General features: G+C 47.7%; 20 protein-coding genes and 1 pseudogene. 13 read left to right on the top strand and 8 right to left on the bottom strand.

Going from position 1 to position 23,069, the window contains the following annotated elements:
• The 3 genes and pseudogenes from HRU42_RS13000 to HRU42_RS12990 all read left to right on the top strand — a co-directional run.
• Positions 1–461 (top strand): annotated as a pseudogene (locus HRU42_RS13000) (hypothetical protein); the annotation flags it as partial.
• Positions 462–506: 45 nt separating this feature from the next.
• On the top strand, positions 507–881 hold the full coding sequence (locus tag HRU42_RS12995) for a DUF1294 domain-containing protein (RefSeq protein ID WP_295031752.1): 375 nt from the start codon (positions 507–509) through the stop codon (positions 879–881).
• Between the two features lie 117 nt (positions 882–998).
• Positions 999–1,469 (top strand): FKBP-type peptidyl-prolyl cis-trans isomerase, encoded by a 471-nt coding sequence (locus tag HRU42_RS12990; protein WP_295031751.1) that lies wholly within the window; start codon positions 999–1,001, stop codon positions 1,467–1,469.
• 205 nt (positions 1,470–1,674) lie between these two features.
• Here HRU42_RS12990 and HRU42_RS12985 read toward each other — a convergent pair whose 3' ends face one another.
• Together HRU42_RS12985 and HRU42_RS12980 are read right to left on the bottom strand one after the other, a co-directional pair.
• On the bottom strand, positions 1,675–2,892 hold the full coding sequence (locus HRU42_RS12985) for a Xaa-Pro peptidase family protein (RefSeq protein ID WP_295031750.1): 1,218 nt from the start codon (positions 2,890–2,892) through the stop codon (positions 1,675–1,677).
• 212 nt (positions 2,893–3,104) lie between these two features.
• Positions 3,105–4,319 carry an MFS transporter gene (locus HRU42_RS12980; protein WP_295031749.1) on the bottom strand — a complete coding sequence of 405 codons (1,215 nt, stop codon included), beginning with the start codon at positions 4,317–4,319 and terminating at the stop codon, positions 3,105–3,107.
• A gap of 362 nt (positions 4,320–4,681) precedes the next feature.
• Between HRU42_RS12980 and HRU42_RS12975 the strand changes: the two genes are divergently transcribed.
• On the top strand, positions 4,682–6,469 hold the full coding sequence (locus HRU42_RS12975) for an aminopeptidase P family protein (protein WP_295031748.1): 1,788 nt from the start codon (positions 4,682–4,684) through the stop codon (positions 6,467–6,469).
• 128 nt (positions 6,470–6,597) lie between these two features.
• On the opposite strand, the gene HRU42_RS12970 is transcribed toward HRU42_RS12975, so the two are convergent.
• The gene (locus HRU42_RS12970) at positions 6,598–7,140 is read right to left on the bottom strand and encodes a helix-turn-helix domain-containing protein (protein WP_295031747.1); all 543 of its coding nucleotides are present in this window, start codon (positions 7,138–7,140) and stop codon (positions 6,598–6,600) included.
• 110 nt (positions 7,141–7,250) lie between these two features.
• Here HRU42_RS12970 and HRU42_RS12965 point away from each other — a divergent pair, with 110 nt between their 5' ends.
• Positions 7,251–8,465 carry a benzoate/H(+) symporter BenE family transporter gene (locus HRU42_RS12965; RefSeq protein ID WP_295031746.1) on the top strand — a complete coding sequence of 405 codons (1,215 nt, stop codon included), beginning with the start codon at positions 7,251–7,253 and terminating at the stop codon, positions 8,463–8,465.
• A 124-nt stretch (positions 8,466–8,589) separates the two neighbouring features.
• Here the strand turns inward: HRU42_RS12965 and HRU42_RS12960 are convergent, their stop codons facing one another.
• Positions 8,590–9,915, bottom strand: a complete 1,326-nt coding sequence (locus HRU42_RS12960; RefSeq protein ID WP_295031745.1) for an EAL domain-containing protein — start codon at positions 9,913–9,915, stop codon at positions 8,590–8,592.
• Positions 9,916–10,395: 480 nt separating this feature from the next.
• On the opposite strand from HRU42_RS12960, the gene HRU42_RS12955 reads away from it, so the two are divergent.
• Positions 10,396–11,703: a DEAD/DEAH box helicase gene (locus HRU42_RS12955; RefSeq protein ID WP_295031755.1), complete on the top strand. Its 1,308-nt coding sequence runs from the start codon at positions 10,396–10,398 to the stop codon at positions 11,701–11,703.
• 18 nt (positions 11,704–11,721) lie between these two features.
• Entirely contained in the window at positions 11,722–12,348 is a 627-nt protein-coding gene (locus HRU42_RS12950; RefSeq protein WP_295031744.1) for a DUF2913 family protein, read from the top strand.
• Positions 12,349–12,472: 124 nt separating this feature from the next.
• Here HRU42_RS12950 and HRU42_RS12945 read toward each other — a convergent pair whose 3' ends face one another.
• Positions 12,473–13,120 (bottom strand): OB-fold-containig protein, encoded by a 648-nt coding sequence (locus tag HRU42_RS12945; protein ID WP_295031743.1) that lies wholly within the window; start codon positions 13,118–13,120, stop codon positions 12,473–12,475.
• A gap of 218 nt (positions 13,121–13,338) precedes the next feature.
• Between HRU42_RS12945 and HRU42_RS12940 the strand changes: the two genes are divergently transcribed.
• From HRU42_RS12940 to HRU42_RS12930, 3 genes are all read left to right on the top strand, one after another.
• Entirely contained in the window at positions 13,339–14,829 is a 1,491-nt protein-coding gene (locus HRU42_RS12940; RefSeq protein ID WP_295031742.1) for a carboxypeptidase M32, read from the top strand.
• Positions 14,830–15,014: 185 nt separating this feature from the next.
• Positions 15,015–15,272: a DUF2960 domain-containing protein gene (locus HRU42_RS12935; protein WP_295031741.1), complete on the top strand. Its 258-nt coding sequence runs from the start codon at positions 15,015–15,017 to the stop codon at positions 15,270–15,272.
• Between the two features lie 104 nt (positions 15,273–15,376).
• Positions 15,377–15,886 carry an RDD family protein gene (locus HRU42_RS12930; RefSeq protein ID WP_295031754.1) on the top strand — a complete coding sequence of 170 codons (510 nt, stop codon included), beginning with the start codon at positions 15,377–15,379 and terminating at the stop codon, positions 15,884–15,886.
• Between the two features lie 559 nt (positions 15,887–16,445).
• On the opposite strand, the gene nrfA is transcribed toward HRU42_RS12930, so the two are convergent.
• Positions 16,446–17,846, bottom strand: coding sequence for an ammonia-forming nitrite reductase cytochrome c552 subunit (gene nrfA / locus HRU42_RS12925; protein ID WP_295031740.1), 1,401 nt, complete (start codon positions 17,844–17,846; stop codon positions 16,446–16,448).
• 247 nt (positions 17,847–18,093) lie between these two features.
• Between nrfA and narQ the strand changes: the two genes are divergently transcribed.
• Both narQ and HRU42_RS12915 read left to right on the top strand, forming a co-directional pair.
• Positions 18,094–19,797: a nitrate/nitrite two-component system sensor histidine kinase NarQ gene (gene narQ, locus HRU42_RS12920; RefSeq protein WP_295031739.1), complete on the top strand. Its 1,704-nt coding sequence runs from the start codon at positions 18,094–18,096 to the stop codon at positions 19,795–19,797.
• Positions 19,798–19,881: 84 nt separating this feature from the next.
• Entirely contained in the window at positions 19,882–20,511 is a 630-nt protein-coding gene (locus HRU42_RS12915; RefSeq protein WP_295031738.1) for a response regulator, read from the top strand.
• Positions 20,512–20,595: 84 nt separating this feature from the next.
• On the opposite strand, the gene HRU42_RS12910 is transcribed toward HRU42_RS12915, so the two are convergent.
• Complete coding sequence (locus HRU42_RS12910; protein ID WP_295031737.1) at positions 20,596–20,970, bottom strand: YacL family protein; 375 nt, start codon at positions 20,968–20,970, stop codon at positions 20,596–20,598.
• 172 nt (positions 20,971–21,142) lie between these two features.
• Positions 21,143–21,925 carry an FKBP-type peptidyl-prolyl cis-trans isomerase gene (fkpA, locus tag HRU42_RS12905; protein ID WP_295031736.1) on the bottom strand — a complete coding sequence of 261 codons (783 nt, stop codon included), beginning with the start codon at positions 21,923–21,925 and terminating at the stop codon, positions 21,143–21,145.
• Between the two features lie 167 nt (positions 21,926–22,092).
• On the opposite strand from fkpA, the gene HRU42_RS12900 reads away from it, so the two are divergent.
• The gene (locus HRU42_RS12900) at positions 22,093–23,064 is read left to right on the top strand and encodes a hypothetical protein (RefSeq protein ID WP_295031735.1); all 972 of its coding nucleotides are present in this window, start codon (positions 22,093–22,095) and stop codon (positions 23,062–23,064) included.
• The last annotated feature ends 5 nt before the right edge of the window (positions 23,065–23,069 follow it).

The raw sequence follows: 23,069 nt of genomic DNA, 5'->3' as shown, positions 1-23,069 counted from the left end.
AAGGTGCCAACCAGAAGCGTTATGCCTCTATCACTCCAACAGAATCACAGCTCAGCGCACTATTTTCACTCCTTAGTTTATCCCAAGTCAACAAACCCAGTTTAAGCCAATTACAGCAAATATATCCAAAAATGAGTCGATTGAATATTTCAGCGACTGGAATTTGGTGGTTGATTGGTGACCATCTTCAGGTGCAATATAATGATGAACGACTGAGTAAAATAAAAGTGTCTCCTGCGGTGTTTGCAGCTACACAAAACGATACGCAAGCTCCATTTCTTCAAGCCATAATACAGCTAGGTTTACCTACGAATAAGCAATCACTACTCAAACAATATGCAGATGCTGATGATAACATCGATATGGTTGATCTAGAGCGGGATGACTTTTATCTAGTGGCAAAATACGAGTCTGATGAGGCTAATTCAGAGATCTATGAGCTAGAAATTGAGTATTTCTGATAGACTCGCTCTCTTTTATATCCACTCTCAATGATAGCAGCGTCCATGAGCCGAAAAAAAAACAGCGCCGCAACTAAGCTTGTCGCCTTATCCTTCTTGGTGCTTGTCGCCGCCAGCGTCATTGTTGAAAGGCTACCACTGGCCGTATTAGTCATCTACCTTGTCATCAGTGTCATTACCTTCGCAGCCTATGCCAGAGACAAGTCTGCCGCCCGAGATGGACGCTGGCGAACCAAGGAGAGCAGCTTGCAACTACTGGCCCTCTGCGGCGGTTGGCCTGGAGCCATCATAGCCCAGCAAAGCTTGAGGCATAAGTCGCAGAAATTAAGCTTTAGAATAGGACTCTGGTGCATGATAGCGCTAAACAGTGCAGGTTTCATTTGGCTTATTTCCCCACAGGGACAGGCATTTCTGCCATGATCTTAGACACTGAACTAGCATAGTAAACTTGACGCCGCTCGGTTGTTGTTCAAAGTTGCTTTACCCATTAGCCGGCAATCAGTACCATTGGGTCAATTCAATCAAGAGATCCATTCCATGAAAATGCTTTTAGCCATTGTCGTCATTGCCGGCGTCATTTTTTATTTCTTTACCTCGATGAACAATCAAAAAGTATCTAAGGAAAATATTGAACTAGGCCAGGTTTTCTTAGCAGAAAACAAAAATGCAGAAGGTGTGGTTGAGACCCTGTCGGGTCTTCAATATAAAGTATTGAATAAGGGTGATGGCGAGACCCATCCTAAAGCCAGCGATACCGTTACCGTCCATTATCACGGAACTCTTATCGACGGCACAGTATTCGATAGCTCAGTGGAACGCGGCGAACCTATTGCCTTTCCCCTTAATCGCGTGATTAAAGGCTGGACCGAAGGCGTGCAACTCATGGTAACCGGAGAGAAGATCCGCTTCTTTGTTCCAAGTACCTTGGCCTATGGCAATCGTTCGACGGGTAAGATTTCTGCAGGCTCGGTACTCATTTTCGACGTAGAGCTTATCAGCATAGATTGATCTGCTTGTTAAAATGATCCATAAGCAGATATAAATAAAAACGCGCCATTATCGGCGCGTTTTTTCATGGTATGATTTGAAGCTAGCCAGATTGAATCGCTACAGTAGCGGGCCGTACCTCATGATGCCCAATACCAGCAATCAGTAGGCCTCCCCCCTGAATTTAGCCACTCGAAACTCAAAGTTAAACGTTAACGGCCTGAAATCAAGCTTCATATCCGAACGGATCATCGATGGAATGCATTGGCCTGGTGAACCACACAGGGCCTGCATTTGTCATGTAGAAATGATCTTCATGGCGCACACCAAACTCGCCGGGGACACATAACATGGGCTCATTACTGAAACACATACCCGCAGCCAAAGGCGTCTGATCATTAAGCACCAAATAAGGCCACTCGTGAATATCTAAGCCGATACCGTGACCGGTTCTATGAGGCAAGCCAGGCACAGCATAGCCTGGACCAAAACCTGCGGCTTCGAGCACATCACGGGCCGCCCTATCGACACTAGCACAGGGGGCGCCAATTTTAGCCGCCTCAAATGCCGCAATCTGAGCCTCTTGCTCGTGTTGCCAAATTTCACGCTGGCGATCGCTCGGCTCACCGAACACGAAGGTACGGGTGATATCTGAGTTATAACCTTGCAGCTGACAACCTGTGTCGATAAGCACGGTATCATTTTTCTCAAGCACTTTAGGCGACTTGACCCCATGAGGATAAGCACTGTCTTCACCGAATAACACGATACAGAAGTAAGAACCGGCAGGAGCACCCACGGCCTTGTGAGCATCATTGATAAAGGCTTCAATTTCACCGACTGTGATGCCTTCTCTCAAGATACGCGCCGCCGCTTTATGGACCTCGAGAGTCATGTCCTTAGCACGTTGCAATAAGCTAAGCTCGAGATCAGACTTGATCATGCGACAAGCCGCAGTCACAGGCTTAGCATTGACATAATCGAACTGGCTATGTGCCTGACGCACACCATCGAAGATGAAGAAGGCTGCAGACTCATCGATACCAACTTTGCCGCTATTGATGTCCATCTGTTTGAGCACTTCACCGAACAAGGCATATGGGCTCTCATCTTCATGCCAGGTATTCACCTTAGCTTCGATAACCATATAGCCTAACAGCGTATCGACCTCGAATGCCGGAGCAATATATTCCAGTGCGCCGACGGCAGGAATGATGGCGCCAACCATACGCTCACTGGCATACCAACGAGTCCCCGTATAGTAATACAAGTTAGTCCCCGCGTTGATGTAGATGGCGTCAATTCCCTGAGCTTTCATCAGCTGCTGGGCCTTCTCGATACGCGCACAAAATTCACCCTTGGAGATAGGCTTAGTGCCCTGGGTCATATCACTCAGTTTTACCAACTCTTGCATTGCGGTCGAACCGCCCACACCTAAGGTCATAGGGTTACCCTTTTAGATTTTTAGCTATCTTCTTATCCAAGAAGCAAGGCCTGATGCCTTGCCAAACGTTATCTATTGCCTGGCTCGACCACAGGTTCAGAGCCCACAATGACATGAGTGCTATTTTTAGCATAAAATATACAGGGGAGCAGTAGAAACTTATTCAGCTTAAGAGTAAAGCCTAAGGCTACCCAAGCAAAAATGAGACCAGATTATTCACTCGCCTTAGTGACTAAGAGTTTGCTTTGGCTTAATTTCCACCAAAAAATCAACAGCAACTGAATCCCGATAAATGGAATACAGATAATGAGTAACACTTGCCAGCCGAGTTGATGTATGACCCAACCAGCACTGAGAGAGGCTATGGCCTGGGAGCCAAATATTAAGGTGTCATTAAATGCCTGAACCTTAAAACGCTCGTCGGGACGATAACAACGGGGTAGCAACACAGTTCCGCCCACAAATAACAGGTTCCAGCCTAGGCCGAGTAATACCAGGGCGGCCCAATAGTTGAGCACTTCATTACCCATTAAAGCCGTCACTATGGTCACAAAATAAGCCAGCAGACCTGTGAGCATCATCTTAGACACCCCTAACTTTGCCACCAAATAACCGGTAAACAGAGACGGCAGATACATGGCGATGATGTGGCTCTGGATCACCCACTTGGTATCGGCTAAGGAGTGATGCTCGATATGGTGCATATGCAGTGGTGTCGCCGTCATCACGAAACTCATCATGGCAAAGCCTATCATGGCCCCGGCAATCGCCACCCAAATTTGCTCCTGATTCAATATGATCCTTAATGGTCTCACATCTCCCTGAGTCTCGATGCTCACTCGAGATGATGCAGAGCTATCCTCTCGATAGAAACACAGTGTCACCCCGGCGAGCAGGCTCACCATGGTCAGAAATAGGAACGCGCCGACATAAGGCGTCTCGATTAACTCCCCCCCCAACACAGCAAGCTCAGGACCCAGAAATGCGGCGACCAAGCCGCCTAATAAGACTCTCGATGTGGCCTTGGCGCCAAGCTCTGGCGCCACCGACTCCATCGCCGCGAAGCGGTATTGCTGGATAACTGCGCCGGCACATCCGAGTAGAATACCGCTGAAACAAAAGAGCTCAAAGTTATGCTCTTGGGCCGCATAGGCCGCCACCAACCCAGACACAGCCGCCAATAGCGACCCGCCGATAAACACGTTTTTCCGACCTAAGCTGCGCATCAGTTGAGTCACTGGCAAGATCGAGATGGCGACACCGACCACCATGGAGGCTATAGGCAGAGTCGCTAATATGGGACTAGGTGCAAGCTCGACACCTAAAATCCCACCCAGTAACATCATCATAGGTGCGGCGCTCATGGCAAAAGCCTGCGCTAGGGTAAGCACCCACACATTAAATGGCATTTTCGTTTCCCTTTTCATTTCCTTTTCCATTTGTTTTCCATTAAAACCTTAAGCAACAAGGTGAGTGAATATCAGTTCCGTGAGGCAGAATAAAGGGCACCCTCTATCGAGTTAATGGCATTGAAGAGCAATACAATCTAGATGATGAGCCGCTAATCTAATTGATTTTTCAACACATGTAACAAATATTATGTTTTAAAGTTTACCTCTTTTTCTGTCTTGATATTTTTATGCTCAATATTCCCATCGCTTATGCTTCCCACCGCCTGCTTCAACTGAGATAATCCCCTTACATCCTAGACCCTCATTTTAATAAGAGTAATGCTGACTCACAGTATCTGATGATGCCGAAGCATGAGTGAGTAAACACCGGAGTATTTATGTCTCAATCAATTGCCGCACGACTCGATGCGGTTCGCAGTGAGATGGCCAAAGCCAATCTCGATGCCTTTATTATACCCCGCGCCGATGAATATTTAGGCGAATATGTTCCCGAGCGTAACGAGCGCATGCAGTGGATCAGTAACTTCACAGGCTCTGCCGGCATGATCATCATCCTCAAAGAAAGCGCGGCTATCTTTGTCGATGGTCGATACACAGTTCAGGTCAAGCTGCAGGTCGATGGTGAGCTATTTCAATACATGAGCCTGGCCGATACGCCTCAAATCCAGTGGCTAACAGCCACCTTAAGCGCAGATGCCCGCGTAGGTTACGATCCTCGTCTGCATCCATTAAGCTGGCAAAAATCGGCTGAAAACCAGCTAAACAAGGCACAAATGGCCTTGATTGCCGTCGATAAAAATCCTATCGATCTTCATTGGCAAGACCGCCCACTAGCCTCTGATGCGCCTGCTATCCTCTTCGATGAGAAGCGTGCGGGTAAAAGCAGTCTACAGAAACGTCAACAGATTGCAGCGGTGGTGGCCGAGTCCGGCGCAGACATGGCCCTTATCACGTCACTGGATTCATTTTGCTGGTTACTGAATATCCGCGGCAATGACGTGCCGCGTCTGCCGGTTATTTTGGGCGCAGCCCTATTGACCGCTAATGGCGACATGACCCTGTTCACCGATATTGAAAAACTCCCGGCTGGGACATCTGAGCATGTTGGCGCTGGTGTCAGTTTCAAAGCCGAAAGTGAGCTTAAAGATGCGCTGCAGCGACTTGCAGGCGTTAAGCTACTCGCCGATCAAAATTCGACTAATGCCTGGTCTCAGCTAATCGCAGCACAGGCCGGTGCGATTCTTATCCCAGGTTTCGATCCTGTATCCCTGGCCAAGGCACAGAAAAATACCACCGAGCTGGCAGGCATGCGTGCCTGTCATGTTCGTGACGGCGTCGCGGTGAGTCGCTTCTTAGCCTGGTTAGATAAGCAAGTAGAGGCCGAGCACTTTCATGACGAAGGCGTACTGGCCGACAAGCTGGAGAGCTTTCGCTTAGAAGATGAGCTGTATAAAGAGCCTAGCTTCGATACCATCTCTGCCGTGGGCGCAAACGCCGCCATGTGTCATTACAATCACAATAATGGCATCCCGGCGACCATGACCAAAAATAGCTTATATCTGGTTGATTCTGGCGCTCAGTACTTCGATGGCACCACAGATGTCACCCGAACCATAGCCATAGGCCAAGTCACTAGTGAACACAAGAAGATGGTCACCTTAGTGCTTAAGGGCCATATCGCACTGGATCAGGCTAAGTTTCCTCGCGGCACCACGGGCCAGCAATTAGACGGTTTCGCGCGCCAATACTTGTGGCAACATGGATTCGATTATGATCACGGCACAGGCCATGGCGTAGGCCACTTCCTCAATGTTCACGAAGGTCCACAGCGCATAGCGAAAAACAGCAATGATGTCGCCCTGCTACCAGGCATGGTGGTCTCTAATGAGCCAGGCTATTATCGCGCCAACGAGTTTGGTATTCGCCTGGAGAATCTTATTACCGTGCGTCCATGTGCAGCCTTGGCAAACGCCGAAAGAGAGATGTTTGAATTCGATGTCTTGACACTGATCCCCATGGACTCACGCCTCATAGATAAAAGCCTGTTAACCGACATAGAGCTAAACTGGTTCAATGATTATCATCGACAGGTATTCGATACACTCTCCCCCCTGATGCAGGGTGAAGAGTTAGCCTGGCTAGCCCGTGTAACCCAAGCAATCTAATGCTAATCCCATTAAATTTATGATCGCTCAATGTTCACTTACTTAATGGAACTGCTATAAGCAAGCAGGTGATAGCGATTGCTATTAAGCAAACCTGCTTGCTGCTATTATCCCGTATCAGCGAGTCTTCATCTCTTTTTATAGCAGATGATATTATGGATCATGGCAGGCTTATCTGACAGATTACGGTAGCCATGCTGACTATCGGCGCCAAATTTAACCACTTGGCCCTGAACCAAGATGTGCCACTGCCTATTCAAGAAATACTCCATAGTGCCACTCACCACTATGATGTGTTCTATCACTCCCTCATTGTGTGGTGCCGACAGGTATTCTCTCCCCGGCGCTAAGGTGATCTGAAACGTTTCTAAGCCGGTATCTTCATCGAAAGGAAACAGAGTCACTACCTCGATATCGGACTCGGCATTTAGCATGATATCTGGGGTCTTCGCCACCGCTAAATCGGTCAAAAAATAAGACAGGGGTAACTCGAAGCCATTGGCAATACTCCATAACCTGACTATGGTGGGGCTGGATTCACCCCGTTCAATCTGGCCTAACATAGCCTTGGAAACCCCCGTCTCGACGCTGGCGCGATCTAGACTCCAGCCCTTGTTCGCTCGCGCCTGTTTTAGTCGCCTGCCTAACGAGCCATTGATGTTTTTCTTCATATCACCCTTGTGCGCTATAACGTACAGTGTTAGTTTCGACTTGTGCGTTATAACGCACAAAATGAGATTAACACATAATACCAATTGGCATAAACCAGAGCAGTATAGATATGACTCAATTAAGCGTAATCCTAAATCGCATCAACACAGGTTTTATCGCCGTTTTGGTTGGGTTCACCAGCACTGTGGCTCTTATCTATCAAGCGGCTATCAATTTGGGCGGCGATCTGCAGCTGGTGTCGAGCTGGATCTTCGCCCTGGGCCTTGGCATGGGCGTCACCTCCATCGGTCTTTCTCTATACTATCGGGTGCCACTCCTCATCGCCTGGTCTACGCCAGGGGCCGCACTGCTCATCTCAGGCACCCAAGGTTTCACCATCAACCAAGCCGTGGGCGCTTTCCTATTCTCGGCGGCCTTGATCACCCTAGCGGGGATGACAGGCTGGTTTGAGAAGGTGATGAATAAGATCCCACAGCAGATAGCCAGCGCCATGCTGGCGGGTATCTTGATTAATTTCGGCATCAACACCTTCAACCTGATGAACCAGCAAGCCCCCCTAGTCTTGACTATGCTTATCACCTATCTGGTTTGCAAACATACCCTCCCCCGCTACACCATGTTGGCAGTGCTCATCGCAGGCTTTGGCGCGGCTTGGTCAATGCAGTTAATTGACTGGCCTCAACTGCAATGGCAGATGAGTGAACTAGAGTACATTCAGCCCGAGTTGAGTCTGCCGGCCTTTATCAGCATTGGACTGCCTCTGTTTATTGTCACCATGGCATCCCAGAATATGCCCGGCATAGCGGTGCTCAAGGCTCATGATTACCACCCACCTGTGTCGCGCACCATAACCGTGACAGGTCTGGTCAACATGTTGATCGCCCCGTTCGGCGGTTTCGGTATTAATTTGGCCGCCATTACCGCGGCTATCTGTATGACAGAGAACGCCGACGCCGACCCAGACAAGCGCTATTGGAGTGCTGTCGCCGCAGGCGTGTTCTACATCTTGATGGGCATGAGCGCCGTCAGCTTGATGACCCTATTCGAAAGTTTGCCATCGGCACTCATATTGGCGCTCGCGGGGATCGCCTTGCTATCGACCATAGGCACTAGCTTGCAACAGGCCCTGAGTTCACCACGTTATAGCGAAGCCGCATTGTTAACCTTGTTAGTCACAGCATCGGATCTCATGCTATGGCACATAGGATCGGCTCTTTGGGGGGCACTAGCGGGTTTGACGACGCTTATGGTTCAAAATTTACTCAGTAAACACTCAAAAAAACACGCAAAAAAACAAAGTTCAACAGCAGCAAGACGGGCTTAATTGTCAGCTGCAAGCCAAGATTCAAGCACGGTCTCACTCAAGGTTTAACGGCTAAACACATGGTAAAACTTGAGCTGAGCATATGGTTATCCATGTGAAAGCTGATGATACCGGCCAGTATTGATCAGATGGTGTAATTGGAAGTCCGTGTCTTGAAGAGCTCCGCAGAAATCAGTGGGCTTGACTTAACACTTGCATTAACTAGGGATTCATTGTTAGCCAGAGACTCATCATTTGCCATATCGCTAACGTTGAATTCCCCCCTTCCAACCTTCTTATGCGCCTTAAGCCAACGCATCAAGTCATTGAATGGTTTGGGGCGACAAATCAAATAGCCTTGTAAGAGCAGGTTCTCGACTCCCTCTAGATAGTCCAGATCCAGAGGGTCTTCGACTCCTTCGGCTACCAGACGGATCCCAAGTTTAGCGCTGATGTCCTGCAAGGATTTTAGAATCGTTTGTGCTAAGGGGTCCTGGTGGATCCCTCTTACAAAAATCATGTCTAACTTGAGCTCACTGATGGGCAAGCAACACAGCTGAGTGAGATTAGTATATCCGGTGCCGAAATCGTCGATGGCGACTCCGAATTCATGTACGCGTAATCGAGTGATGTTAGAAAACTGGCTCTGCTCGCTCAAGGCCTGATTCTCGGTGATCTCTATGGTAAGTTTAGCGGCTTGCATTTGATTATCGTGGCAATACTGTAGCAATCTATTGGGCCAATGAGCTTGATTAAGTTGCTCTGGACTCAGATTAATGGAGAGACTGCAATCGATGCAGGCGTCATCTTGGCTTATCAGCTTCCACTGTGCAAAAGCCTTCTGCAGCAGTTTTTCAGTCAAATCGTTGAGCAGGTTATGCGATTCGGCGAGTTCAATGAATCGATCCGGTGTGACCAATTGCAATCGCTGACCAAGCTGGAGCCGACATAAGACTTCAAACCCGATTATCTGTCCCGTTTTGGCATCCATCTGAGCCTGGAAATAGGGGACCACCTTATTCTCATTCAAGGCCCGCTGTAACTCATCGATAGAGATAGAAACTGGCTTAGGCGACAGGTCTGCTTCCATCATAAATAGTCGCTCGATACACAGCTTAAGTTGCTTAGTAGAAACAGGTTTAGTCAATGCACCTAAGAGACGAATACTCGAATTTATTACGACCTGAGCAGCCGCTTCTATGATACTGCTCTCCATCGAAGACGCTATGATAACGCCTCCCCTATAACCGATATCACTCAGATTCATCAAAAATTCGATACCATCCATATTGGGCATATGCAGATCGACGACCACGATCTGATAGTCCTTGGCATACTTGGTCAAAATTTTAATCCCAGAGCCAGGATCGGTACAATATTCCACACGGTTAATATCGAGCTGCATCAGGTATTCGCTCAGGACACGGCAACAAGTTATGGAATCATCGATCACCAGTACATTAATAGTCATATTAGTTCTCTAGTAGATAGCAATAAGCAGAGAAATACTGCGAAAAAAGACTGGAAGCCAAATATGAAGCAAGCGAAAAACGTGAAGAGAGATCACTTAAGATATGACGAATTATCCCTTTCAATGCACACTGAAAACGTGCCATATAGCCTCCATGCGTTATATCAATCCCACTCAACATCCGTTGAGTTCAGAGTACGCTTCTAAATAGGATAGATATGAATCAAGTAAAGCCTAGTCCAAAGCCTCTATCTGTCAAATCCAGCGCCATTCCCCCTCGATATAGGCTCAAAATAAATCCACATGAAGCCAACATGGGCATGATATAGAGCAGAAAATGATATGCTGTTAAAACTGGCTAAAAATTGCTATACTCCGCCGCCGCGAATTATTCGTGGTTTAGGCGCTCACTGCCTGATGAACATAGAAGATCACCTGCGTATGGCTAGGTGGATGAACAAGTTAAATAGAGGCCCCAAGATGAGATTTGAATCTTTTAGTTTTGCTCCCGAGATTTTGCGCGCTATCTCTGAATGCGGTTATCAAAAAATGACGCCTGTTCAGCAAGAAGCCATACCGGCTATCCGCCGTGGTCAGGATGTCTTAGCCAGTGCTCAAACCGGCACAGGTAAAACGGCTGCCTTCGCACTGCCTATCCTGCAAAAAATGTTCGATAACCCGATGCAGACACAGAGATCCAATACTCGGGCACTGATCCTCACACCGACACGTGAGCTTGCCTCGCAGATCGCCGAAAACATCAGTGATTACAGCAAGTATATCGATGTCTCTGTATTGACCATCTATGGTGGGGTTAAATTAGAGACTCAAGCACAGAAACTTAAGCGTGGCACAGACATCATAGTCGCGACGCCAGGCCGCCTGATCGAGCACCTTCAAGCCTGTAACTTAAACCTGTCTAATGTCGAATTTTTGGTGTTAGACGAAGCCGACCGCATGTTAGATATGGGCTTTATTAGCGATATCCAAAAAATCATGCAGGCCGTCAACAAACAGCGTCAGAACTTACTCTTCTCGGCGACATTCTCCAGTGCCGTGAAGAAGCTGGCTAACGACATGTTAGTCAAGCCTAAGCTTATCAGTCTAAACAGCCAAAACAGCACGGCCGACACAGTAAGCCAGGTTATTTATCCTGTTGAGCAACGCCGCAAGCGTGAGTTACTCTCCGAGCTTATCGGCAAGAAAAACTGGCAACAGGTACTCGTCTTTACCGCCACGCGTGATGCCGCCGATAAGCTGGTTAAAGAGCTCAACCTAGATGGTATCCCTTCATCCGTGGTCCATGGTGAGAAGGCTCAGGGTAACCGTCGCCGCGCCTTAAGAGAATTTAAAGAGGGTAAGGTTCGCGCCTTAGTCGCCACCGAAGTGGCGGCGCGCGGCCTCGATATTCAAGATCTCGAATACGTAGTTAACTATGATCTGCCTTTCTTGGCCGAAGATTACGTTCACCGTATCGGTCGTACTGGCCGTGCGGGTAAGTCTGGAGTGGCCATCTCTTTAGTGAGCCGTGAAGAGGAGCGCACCTTATACGATATCGAGACCTTGATCGGCAAGAAACTGCCCCGTATCACGATCCCCGGATATGAAGTCGGTAGCCGAGACATGCTAATCAAGCAATTACAGAAGCGTCGTAGCTTCACCAAGAAACAGCAGCGTGAAGACAACGCTGGCGCTCAGGTCGTCGGTGAGAGAAACATGCAAGGCCGTCGAGTAAAAGTGAAAAACTCCGCCAACAGACCGGCCACCAAGGCCAAGAAAATCCGCTAAGGCGAAGGGAATAATTTGATGACTCGTTATAATCAGGCCCTCATCGAAATCACTCAAGCAGGGCTTGCAGCGCTCGAAGAGCGCAGCAAGGGCAAAAATGTGGTGCAAACGCCCGCTGCCGAGAGTCACTTCCTGTGTAATTGGATGGTTCAAGCTCTGAAAGACCGACGCTTCTCTAAGCTGATCGCCAAAGAACTAACCCAGTGGATCCGCGATGCTCGCAGCATGGGCGCCGCCGCGCAACTGACCTCAGTATTGCAACGCATAGAAGGGCAATATCTGGCAGCAGAACAAAATCAGGCAGTGGGCGCATCCCTGAACGCCATGATAAGTGAGCTAAAAGAAAATGACTGGGTCGTTATCTTAGATTCTGAAGTCACCACTAAGCTAAAGCTAGATAGCTGTGGCCAGGACAGCTTGGTGATCTCAGTTGAGCAGTATGATGGACACATAGACGGCGATAAGTTGACTAAGACCATCACCCTCTATGTCCGTGCCAATGAGCAAGAGTTGGCAAGAATTGCAGCCAAACACGGTTTGCTGCTAAGCCAAGGCAATAAGAAAGCTAGCCTCATTAAGCATCATAAGGCCTATCGAGTCTTCCCCGATAATCAGGGGCCAGCCATGGCACTGCTGGTAGAATAAAAGCTGTAGAATTAGCGAGTAAACCTATCGGTTTACTCGAGACATTAAAAAAGCACCTTAGGGTGCTTTTTTAATGTCTCTCTTATCTATCCGCGATAACGCTACCATCGATATCTCTAAACGGTTAAGAATCAAACCTTGCCGCAGACCATACCATCCCCTGCCTTCTTAGCAACACGACTTGAGTACCGGAATTAAATTCGATGCCAACTAATTCCGGCTCTACCAGTACATAATGTTGCTGTAGATACTGATCTTTGACTATGGCCTCACTGGGGTTGCCCTTAATCGCACAACCGATGGTCACAGTGCCTACTCGGCCGAGCAAGCCATCAATAGACACGGCACTGGACTCATTTTTGGGGAGTATTCTGGCGACGAGGGCACCGATATAACGGCAACAGAAAGCGGTAACAAAGAGTGCTATGGGCAAGGTCGCGCTCTGGGGAAGTAGCGCATTACTCAGGGTCAAGGAGATATAATTACAGCTATAACCGGTAATTGAAAAACTGACCGCCACCAGCACAAACCAGATAAGCAATGGTAGCCTATCTAGGCAAAGCCAAGTGGCAATCTCGGTTAATCCATTCACTTCACTGGGACCCGCTCCATGGGAGCCAACATCGACATCGCTGGGCGCCCAATTATCTAGCGCCCCCACTAGGCTAAAGCCGGTGCACAGTGAAAATGCTTCGAACGCACCGAGTATGAGTACAAATGTGAGAGAGAGTGTAAAAGGTAAATTAGCCTGAGTGAGCAGAAAGTCTGCCATATGTCGCCTCCATGTGCATCACAAAATCCATTCCATTGACACTTAATGTGTTTTAGCTAACCAACGGCTCCACTCATCAAGCCCCTAAAGCTATGAAATAATAGCAAAACCAAAACAATATGGAAACAGTATTAAGATTAACCTTAATACATATGTCTAAGCACTCCTGCACATAGAGTGATAATATGCAGCCAGTTAACATTTGATCAAGAGCCAGCATGACACACTCACCGAGTACGCCCCATTACCTGCGTTTAACTGAACACTTTCAGAAAGTCGCCCACTTCGAACATCTGAGCGCCTTAGGTGATTGGGATCAGGCCACCATGATGCCTATTGGCGGCAGCGAAGGTCGAGGGGCCGCCATGGCCGAACTGGCTCGGCATATTCATGAACTAAAAACAGCTCGTTTTATCGAAACCAGTATCAAACAGGCTGAAGAAGAGCGACTCGATAGCCACCAAATGTCTAACCTCAGAGAGATCCGTTATCACTTCATGCAAGCCAATGTCGTTCCCGCCGATCTTGTTCAAGCTAAAACACAGCTAGCCTACCGCTGCGAACATGCTTGGCGTGATCAGCGAGCCAATAATGACTGGCAAGGGTTCAAGCCTAACCTTGAAGCCTTGATGACCCTGGTAAAAGAGGAAGCTTCGATACGGGCACAGGCACAAAATTTAACCCCCTACGATGCCCTATTAAATAAGTTTGAGCCAGGCATGACCACCAAGCGCCTCGAGCATGTTTTTGGCGATCTCAAATCCTGGCTACCCGGATTGATCGAGACAGTTCAAGGGCAACAAGCCAATGACAGCAAGATATCCTTAGCTAGATGTTCGGCGCAAAACCAGGAGGCACTGGGCCGGGATGTGATGGCATATCTGGGGTTTGATTTCACCCAAGGTCGTTTAGATGTCAGCAGTCACCCTTTCTGTGGCGGCGTACCCGGCGATATACGCTTAACCACACGTTACGATGAAGCAGATTTTACCAGCGGCTTAATGGGGATAGTCCACGAAACTGGACACGCTAGATATGAACAGGGACTGCCTAAAGAGTGGCGTGGTCAACCTGCTGGCGGTCATCGTTCCATGGCGATACATGAGAGCCAGAGTCTATTCTGTGAGATGCAGCTAGGTCGTGGCAAAGGTTTTCTATCTCAGATCCAGCCCAAGATACGCAAGCACCTCAACAGCCAACTATCCATAGCTGAATTAAATCACATCTATAGTCGAGTCAAACCAGGTTTAATACGAGTCGACGCCGATGAGGTCACTTACCCATGTCATATTCTATTGCGATTTGAAGCCGAAAAGGGCTTAGTCGACGGTAGCTTAGACGTTGCCGACCTCCCCGAATTCTGGGCGGAGCATATGCAGTCCCTGTTAGGCATAGATACCCGAGATGATTACCGTAATGGGTGTATGCAAGACATCCATTGGGCCGTAGGTGAACTAGGCTATTTCCCCAGTTATACCTTAGGAGCCATGTACGCGGCGCAATTTAGATTCGCCATGGAAACAAGTTTGGGGCCAGTGGACGAACTGCTGGCCCGAGGTAACATAGCGCAGGTTTTCGATTGGCTCGACAAGAATATCTGGTCTCAGGGTTGCTTATTGACCACCGAAGAGCTAGTAAAACACGCCACAGGAGAGACCCTAAACCCTAAATTCTTTAGGCGTCATCTAGAGCAAAGATACCTAAAATAACGTATCATACTGGGATACATTAGGCTGCCAGTGTAAAATGATGCACCTACGAAATATAGACTCAGGAGACTGGACGCCTAGCCTCTTGATTCGGGTGTGTTGCAGCGTAAATGGTCATTATCACCGAGCTGTTTCGTCATGTAGGCGAATAAACAACTAGTACAAGAGAATCGATAGAGAAGATTATGGCAGTAAGAGTAACGTACAAATATAAGAAACAAGCGAAAGAGATCAACTTTGCTTACGACAAGCATCATGATATCCATGAGGCCATTGCAGCCGCCGAAGGCGTCGATCTGACCCGCTACCATATGATGGAGCAGCAAGTCGCCATGACATCGAAAGGCTCTGCAGCAGTCAGAGACTTCAGAGATAAAGAATTCGCTCGTATGGGCTTTAGCGATATCTATTACATTAAAGATGACCCAAAAGCCAAAGCTTAGCACTTAGAACCTTGGTCTTAGGGCCTAAACCTTAGAATGTAGACGAACAACGACAGCAACGAAAACTGAATGTGAGAGTGGACACCAAAATGACCGAAAGCTCAATGCCAAACCGCGAACATGCTAACTTCCCTCGTGCGGGATTCTTTCGCCGCGGCGGCGCCGCCGTCTATGATCTTCTACTCGCGGTAGCTGTCTATATGATAGCCGGCGCCATAGGTTTTGGCGTGTTTACCGCCCTCACCTCTTCAGGCTTGATAGACATGGGAACCTATGAGCATGTATCAGACTTGCTCAATAGCGACTCGCTTTACAAGGGCATATACCAGCTATGGATAGCCCTGTGTGTGGGTTTGTTTTACATCTCCTTCTGGAGCTACGGCGGTCAAACCTTAGGCATGCGCGCCTGGAAACTCAAGATCCAACACCCAAACGGCCAATGCCTGAGTATGATCACGGCCTCGGCTCGTCTGGTATGGTCTCTGTTAGGAATTGGCAACCTGTGGATCTTGATCAACGGCGATAAACTTTCTTTGCAAGATATGATGACCCGCTCAGAAGTGGTAGTGCTGTCGGAAGAAGCCAATCAGATGCGCAACTGGCGCGGCGTTTAACAGCAACTAGCTGTAAGTGGTAAGTGGTAAGTGGTAAGAAATTCTAGCGCCAAGGTTCGGCTCTGACTCATCACTTACAGCTTATCGCTTACTTTGCTCTGCCATAACTCGCTACTGATACCATTCTGAATAAAAACATCATCGAATTGAAGCGTCCACATTCGCTAATCATTTGAAACTATAGCATTTCCCCCCTCACCAAAAAAGATGAACCCACACAAAAAATATCATCCAGCTTCATTCGAAGACTAGCCAAAACAGCGGGTTCCCCGCCCACAAGCATTGCGGGAATGACCATAAAAACAAATGAACCAAGGTGAAAATGTGATCAGGCTTAATTTAGCGAACTAGCGGCCGGCTCGCTAAAAAGTGCGAGAAAATGGGCTAAATATGACCCATTATTTTACATAGTATTGATTTCGGACATAAAAAAATCCGCAGCTAACTCGCTGCGGATTTTTTATTTAAGAGCCTGCGCTAACCTTGCTTATCTTTAGTCTCTAGCGCTTGATAAGCTTGGCTTTATCATGCTGCTAGCACTTAGCAGAATCATTGTTAGCTAGTACGTCGCTTCACGCTTCTTAGCTTCTGCATCCCACTTAGGCAGTACAGTCTTCTTAAACTCAGCTTTATCGGCATTCAACTTCTTCATATCCATGCCCATGGCAGCTTGTGCCTTAGCCTTGGTAGAAGTGTCAGGGTATGAGATTGGCTGTTTAACACCTTTATTCGCCAGCAGGTGAGCGAGCTTAACCCGAGCATCTGCCGCCTTATCTACCGCTGTACCTAAGATACGCAGGGCTTCAGTCGGCGCGTGAGCCGCAACACCGTGAGAGGCTGTCGCATAATCCCAGCGCCACTGTGAATGACGAATATCGGTAAGAATTGGCTTCATCTCGGCTTCGGTAGCACCGGCTTCCCAAGCTGCACCAGCCTCGAAGTGAGCCTTAACCAATTGACCTTCCGCTGCCAACTTAAGTTCTTGAACTTTCACCTTACGCTGATTAGTCAGGTCGACCATGAACTCCTTGCTCTGTTCATGACAAGTACCACACGTTTCTTCGAAGCGATCGAATGGGTTACCCACCTTATGATCGGTATACTTACGGCCTTCGGCATTCTTGACTCTAGGCATGTGACAGTCTGTACAACTGACATTGTTCTGTCCATGTACGCCAAGCTTCCAGGTTTCATATCCAGGATGCTGTGCTTTCAACATAGGCGTCTTGGAGATCTTGTGAGTCCAATCAGCAAACTGAATCCCATCATAATAGGCTTCGGCACCATCTACGGTCATGCCTTGATCCCAAGGGAACTTAACGAAGCCCTTGTGATCTTTAGTCTTCTCGAAGTAGTATTCCACATGACATTGGCCACAGACCATAGACTGCTTATCTTTACGAGAAGCTTCATCGAATGGCGTGCCGATCGTTTCCATGGCGCGCACGGCGAAAGGACGCGAGATACGCAGTTTAGACTTACCGCTCACATGACAATCGCTACAACCGATAGTGTTGACGATTTCTGCGCCGCCTTTGTACCACTTCCCCGTGAAGTAACCGTCTTCCCCCTGCTCCTCTATCATGCGAGGTACATCCGGGCCCTTACAGCTCCAACATGCCATAGGCATTGGGCCATCGGCATCTGACTTAGGGGCGCCGGTACGTAAGGTATTACGAACATCAGTTACCGCGTAGATATGGCCACGGGCCTTGTTATAATCTTTAGAGAAGCCATAGCCTGCCCACAACACCACTAGGTTTGGATCGGCTTCCAGCACATCGACAATCTCAGAGCTCTCAGAAGTTTCATGCCAGCTGTTGTATTGCTTAGAAAATTTATCTTTATACACTTGGTTTCTAGGCTCAGTTTTATTATCGGCCATCACGCCGGAAGTCATCAGACTCGCTGCGACCAATGCACTTAGGGCAAAGGATTTTTTAGTTAATGTTCTCACCATCTCATCTCCGTGTTACTTTTTATAGTAGTCTTAATAACCACATCATCTCCAAGGCCGAAGTTAGCCCCTTAACACATGTTTAGACATACCTCTAAAGAGGTATCCAGTATAAAGTTTGCGGTAGATCAAAATGTAAAGGTGCTGTTGTTCACACTTTTACCTATTTGTTAATAGGTTTAAGTGGCAACTAAATTAGAACAAGTCTAACGAATTGACTATTAAACGTAATTTAGCGAGTTTTTAACTAATGAAAAAAGGCAGTTTAACGTCGACCATTTTGGGTCTAATGTTAACTTTAATATTATTATCGAGTAGTCTGGCGAGCTTCGCCATCGTCAACTTAGCTTACAGTCTTGGGGATGCCAGGGCCATCAACGCATCTGGTTCTTTGCGAATGCAGAGCTATCGTTTGATGTTCTATGCCAACTCGGGTAGTGAAAATGCCTTGCAAAAGATAGAGGAGTTTGAAGACACCCTCTATTCAGATGCACTCAAGCGCTCACTCGACTGGAAAACACCCGACGAGCTCACGGATCAATATCTTCTGGTTATTCACAAATGGAAGGTGATGAGATCTTATATCGAGGAGGAAAATTCACGCCTCTACGCCGCTGCGCTGAAAGACTTTGTCGATACTATCGATCTACTGGTGCTGGAAACTGAGCAATACGCCGCATTCAAATTGAAATTGTTAGTCGTGAGTCAAATTATCGGCCTCGCCTTAATGTTGTTTATCGCTTTCATCGCGGTACTTTTCACCAAACGAAAAGTGGTCGCGCCCCTCAATCAGTTAATGGAATCGGCCAATACCATATCCAAAGGGAACTTCGATGTAGAGATGCCTAAATCTGAGTATATTGAACTCAGCGCCTTAAGTAATGCATTCCAATCTACCGCCAAGGAACTATCAACCCTTTACCAAAACTTAGAGAGGCAGGTACAAGATAAAACATTAGCCCTGACTCGCAGTAATAACGAGTTAACCCTCTTGTACGATAACTTGGTCATGCTCCACTCGGGTAAGCTCGAAATTAGCAGTTTGAAAACCGCACTCAATCAGCTAAGGGCCCATGAACCTGAGACATTTCTTCGTCTGGTGATAGTGCAGGACAATGAAGAGGAGTTAGTCATTGAGGCCGACGGCGGCTGGCCTCAGAAAGCGAATTGCCAGACCTATTTCCCGCTTAAGTTTGAATCCAATGAGCTGGGTTACTTAGAGGCCAACTCCAGCGTGGAGCCCAATTATCAACTGTTCGAAAATTTTGCCATCATGCTGGCTCGCTCGATAGTCATCTATAATGCCGGAGAGCAGAGGCAACGACTCGCACTGATGGAAGAGCGGGGCGTCATCGCCAGGGAGTTGCATGACTCCTTAGGTCAAATCCTCTCCTTCTTAAAGATCCAAGTCAGCCTACTGTCTAAAGGGCTGGACACAGCTTGTCGCAGCCCCCAAGTCGAACAGCAGATAGCTGAAATCAATGAAGGGGTAAACACCGCCTATGTGCAATTAAGAGAGCTTTTATCGACCTTTAGGCTGACTGTCAAGGAGCCTAACTTACACCACGCCATCGAAGCCATGTTAGAGCAGCTTAAGAGCCAAACCAAGGCTAACATTAGCTTAGATTATAAATTGCCCATGCAACTGCTCGGCGCCCATCAACATATCCATGTGTTGCAATTAACCCGAGAAGCCACGGTTAACGCCATCAAGCATGCCCAAGCAGACCAAATTAACATTCGATGTTTTAAAGGTTCAGATACCCATGTCACCATCACCATCAGTGATAATGGTGTCGGCATAGAAAAGGTTAAAATACGTGATCTGCATTTCGGCATAGGCATTATGCATGAGCGTGCGAGCCGCTTATCGGGTATAGTGGCTCTCAGCGGCAATCCCGAAGGAGGGACCAGAGTAACACTGACTTTCCCTCCTCAGCAGGAACCAGCCTAGATAAATGATTAACTTCATATTTGTCTTTGTCTTTGTATACAATACAAGGCATAAGAAAACACCTTGCAGGAGGCGCTTTAAAAAATGGGCAAACCTTATTCAGTGCTCGTTGTCGATGATCACCCGCTGTTACGCCGCGGTATTTGCCAATTAATCACTTCTGACTCAGATTTTACCCTCTTTGGTGAGGCTGGGAGTGGATTAGATGCCCTCTCGGCTACCGAAGAAAATGAGCCGGATATCGTGCTACTCGATCTCAACATGAAAGGCATGACTGGATTAGACACCTTAAACGGCCTGCGTCAGGAAGGGGTCACCTCGCGCATCGTTATTCTCACGGTTTCCGATGCCAAACAGGATGTCCTTCGCTTGGTTAGAGCCGGTGCCGATGGTTATTTATTGAAAGATACCGAGCCCGACCTGCTATTAGAGAAACTCAAGCAAGCCATGCAGGGGCATAGAGTGATCAGCGAGTCGGTGGAGGACTACCTCTATGAACTTAAAGATGCACCCGATGAGCAGGACTGGATCGATAACCTGACCCCAAGAGAGTTACAGATCTTACAACTCGTGGCCCAGGGAAAGAGTAATCGTACCATCTCGGAGCAATTGCATATCAGCGAAGGCACGGTCAAGGTTCACGTGAAGAACTTACTGAGAAAGGCCAATGCCAAATCGAGAACCGAGATGGCGGTGCGGTATCTGAAACAGTAGCGTTTAAGCTGTGATCCAATTTTAATGAGAAAGGCAGCCAATGGCTGCCTTTTTAATGGGTGACTCTATTTGAAGGCACAGCCTCTAACGAGTCTCATCGAGAAACTCTCGCCAGCTCAATAATGCCGACTGGAAATCTTCTAAACCACAAAAAGCCTCAGATTCACCGTTATAGAGTGACATGTCATCTTCAAACTCATGATCTAACCCATCGTCTAATTCGTTGGCAAACACTCTGACCTGCTCACTGTCCAGCTCCAGTGATAATGCCTTACCGAGCCAGCGCCTTTCGATAAGTGAACCCACTTGTAACTGTTCGATGATCAGCTTGAGTTCATTAAACTTATCTTTGCACTCACCCAGCTCCTCGACGAACCAGAAACCTAACACCTCATGATCCATACTAAAATTCGCAATCACAGTGCCTGTCATGGTATTACGCCGAAACTCATATTCCATACTAAAACCTATTACTCAACAAATTAACCCTATCTCTTGGTCATTTTACCCTAAAGCGAGTCCCTATGTGCGACCTCCTTTCACTAAATCTATAACTCTAAACATCAGCCAATAAAAAGGACGCCTAAGCGTCCCTCTTGGTCAATTGCGTTAGTGTGCAAACAAGCGAAAACTAGTGAGCGTGACCATGATCATCGCCAGCAACTTCGGCTGTCGGTTCACTCGCCTTCTCGATAGAGAGTAGCTCGACCTCGAATATCAAGGTTGAGTTAGCCGGGATAGTCCCAGTATCACGTTCGCCGTAAGCGAGCTCAGCCGGAATAACAAACTTGTACTTAGCGCCAACAGGCATAAGCTGCAGACCTTCGGTCCAACCTGTGATAACACGGTTTAGCGGGAACTTAGCCGGCTCGCCGCGAGCGACCGAGCTATCGAACTCAGTGCCATCGGTAAGCGTACCGACATAATGAACTTCGACCATGTCTTCGGCCGTAGGCTTGTCACCCGTACCAGGGGTCATTACTTCATATTGAAGACCAGATTCTGTGGTGACTACGCCTTCTTTAGCCTTATTAGTCTCTAAGAATGCAGCGCTATCGACCAAAGATTTCTCAGCAAGAAGTGTCGCTTGAGATTCACGCTTCTCATTTAATCTCTCATCGAGCCCCTGAAGAACTGTCTGCATCTCTTCTTCTGTCAGCTTAAGCTGATCATTAAGACCGCTACTAAAACCTGCAACAATAAGGTCACGATCGACTGGCATACCAAGCTCTTCTTGCTCCTTGATATGGCCAGACATGTATTTACCAATAGATGCACCAACACTGTAAGCTTCTTTCTGTGCTTGTGTCTTCAATTCAACGGCTGCTGCTTCAGTTGTTTTTGGCGCTTGATTACAAGCTGACAGACCGATAACGGCCAAAGCAACCAGTGATAATTTATAAATAGATTTCATTAAAAAGCTTCCTCAGGATCTTCTAGTCGGGACAATAACCTTATCTTATAAGGCGATCCACTTTATACTAGTTAAATACGTTATTCCAATTACATTACTTATGTTTAATCAAACGATGTAAATGCAATTTCACTTGAGCTAGAGACAACAGCAATAAGGAGAAGTTCATGAAAAAAATCTTTTCGATTGTTTTTTGCACTCTCGCTATTTCAGCTTGTCAGCCTGATGCCTTAGACACACAGGCATTGCTCACAGAGCCTAGCTATGATGCCAGCCTGTCGCAGAGTGGACAACTCGTCCTGATTAGCACGGCCAATAGCGGGATCCAGCTTTGGGATCTCGAAGCCCAACAGCAGAAATATACCTGGATACACGGTGAATCTGATAATGAAGCCTTCGATGTCGCCATCTCGGCCAATGAAATGTTTGCCGCTTCCTTAAGCAGAAAATCAGTCGCCCTATGGAGCATCTTAAATGGCTCATCTTTAGGTTGGTGGTCACTGCCATCGACCGGGCAAAGTGTGGCAGTATCCGACTCAGGTTCATTGCTCATAGGCCTCACCGATGGCAGTGTCATGTCGCTGATGCCGTCGGCTGCCACCAAGACCCCTTCCTTAATTAAGTTTCTCGGCCATTCAGAAAAAGTGAATAGCGTGACCCTTTCCGCCGATGGCAAACTGGCCCTAACCGGCTCAAACGATATGCAGGCCATCTTGTGGCACACCACCTCGGGTCAACCCATTCATCGCTGGCAGTTCGATAACCGAGTCATCAAGGTGAGCTTGAATGACGCCGGCAGCCTGTCATTTATTAGTGACAGCACTAACATCGCCAAGATCATGGATAATCTCACCGGCGAACAAATCAGTCAGTTGAATATCAACCGCAGAAAAATGAACTTTTCGGCGGCGCGATTTTCAAACCATGATACATTGCTCCTGACGGGCACCCCGGCGAGAGAAGTTCGAGTCTGGGACATCAAAACCGGTCGTTCTTTAGCCAGTTGGCAGGTTCAGCGTACCAAACATGCCCAAATCAAGGGCGCCGTTGTATACTCTGTCGCTAACCTGGATTCAAACCAGATCCGTACCATCAGCAGCAATGGCTTAGTCGAGACTTGGCCAGTACCTGTCCATTAGAGGTC

The sequence above is a fragment of the Shewanella sp. genome, from assembly GCF_013214165.1.
In the GTDB taxonomy this organism is placed as follows: Bacteria; Pseudomonadota; Gammaproteobacteria; order Enterobacterales; family Shewanellaceae; genus Shewanella.
This window is presented reverse-complemented; position numbering and strand designations above follow the sequence as displayed.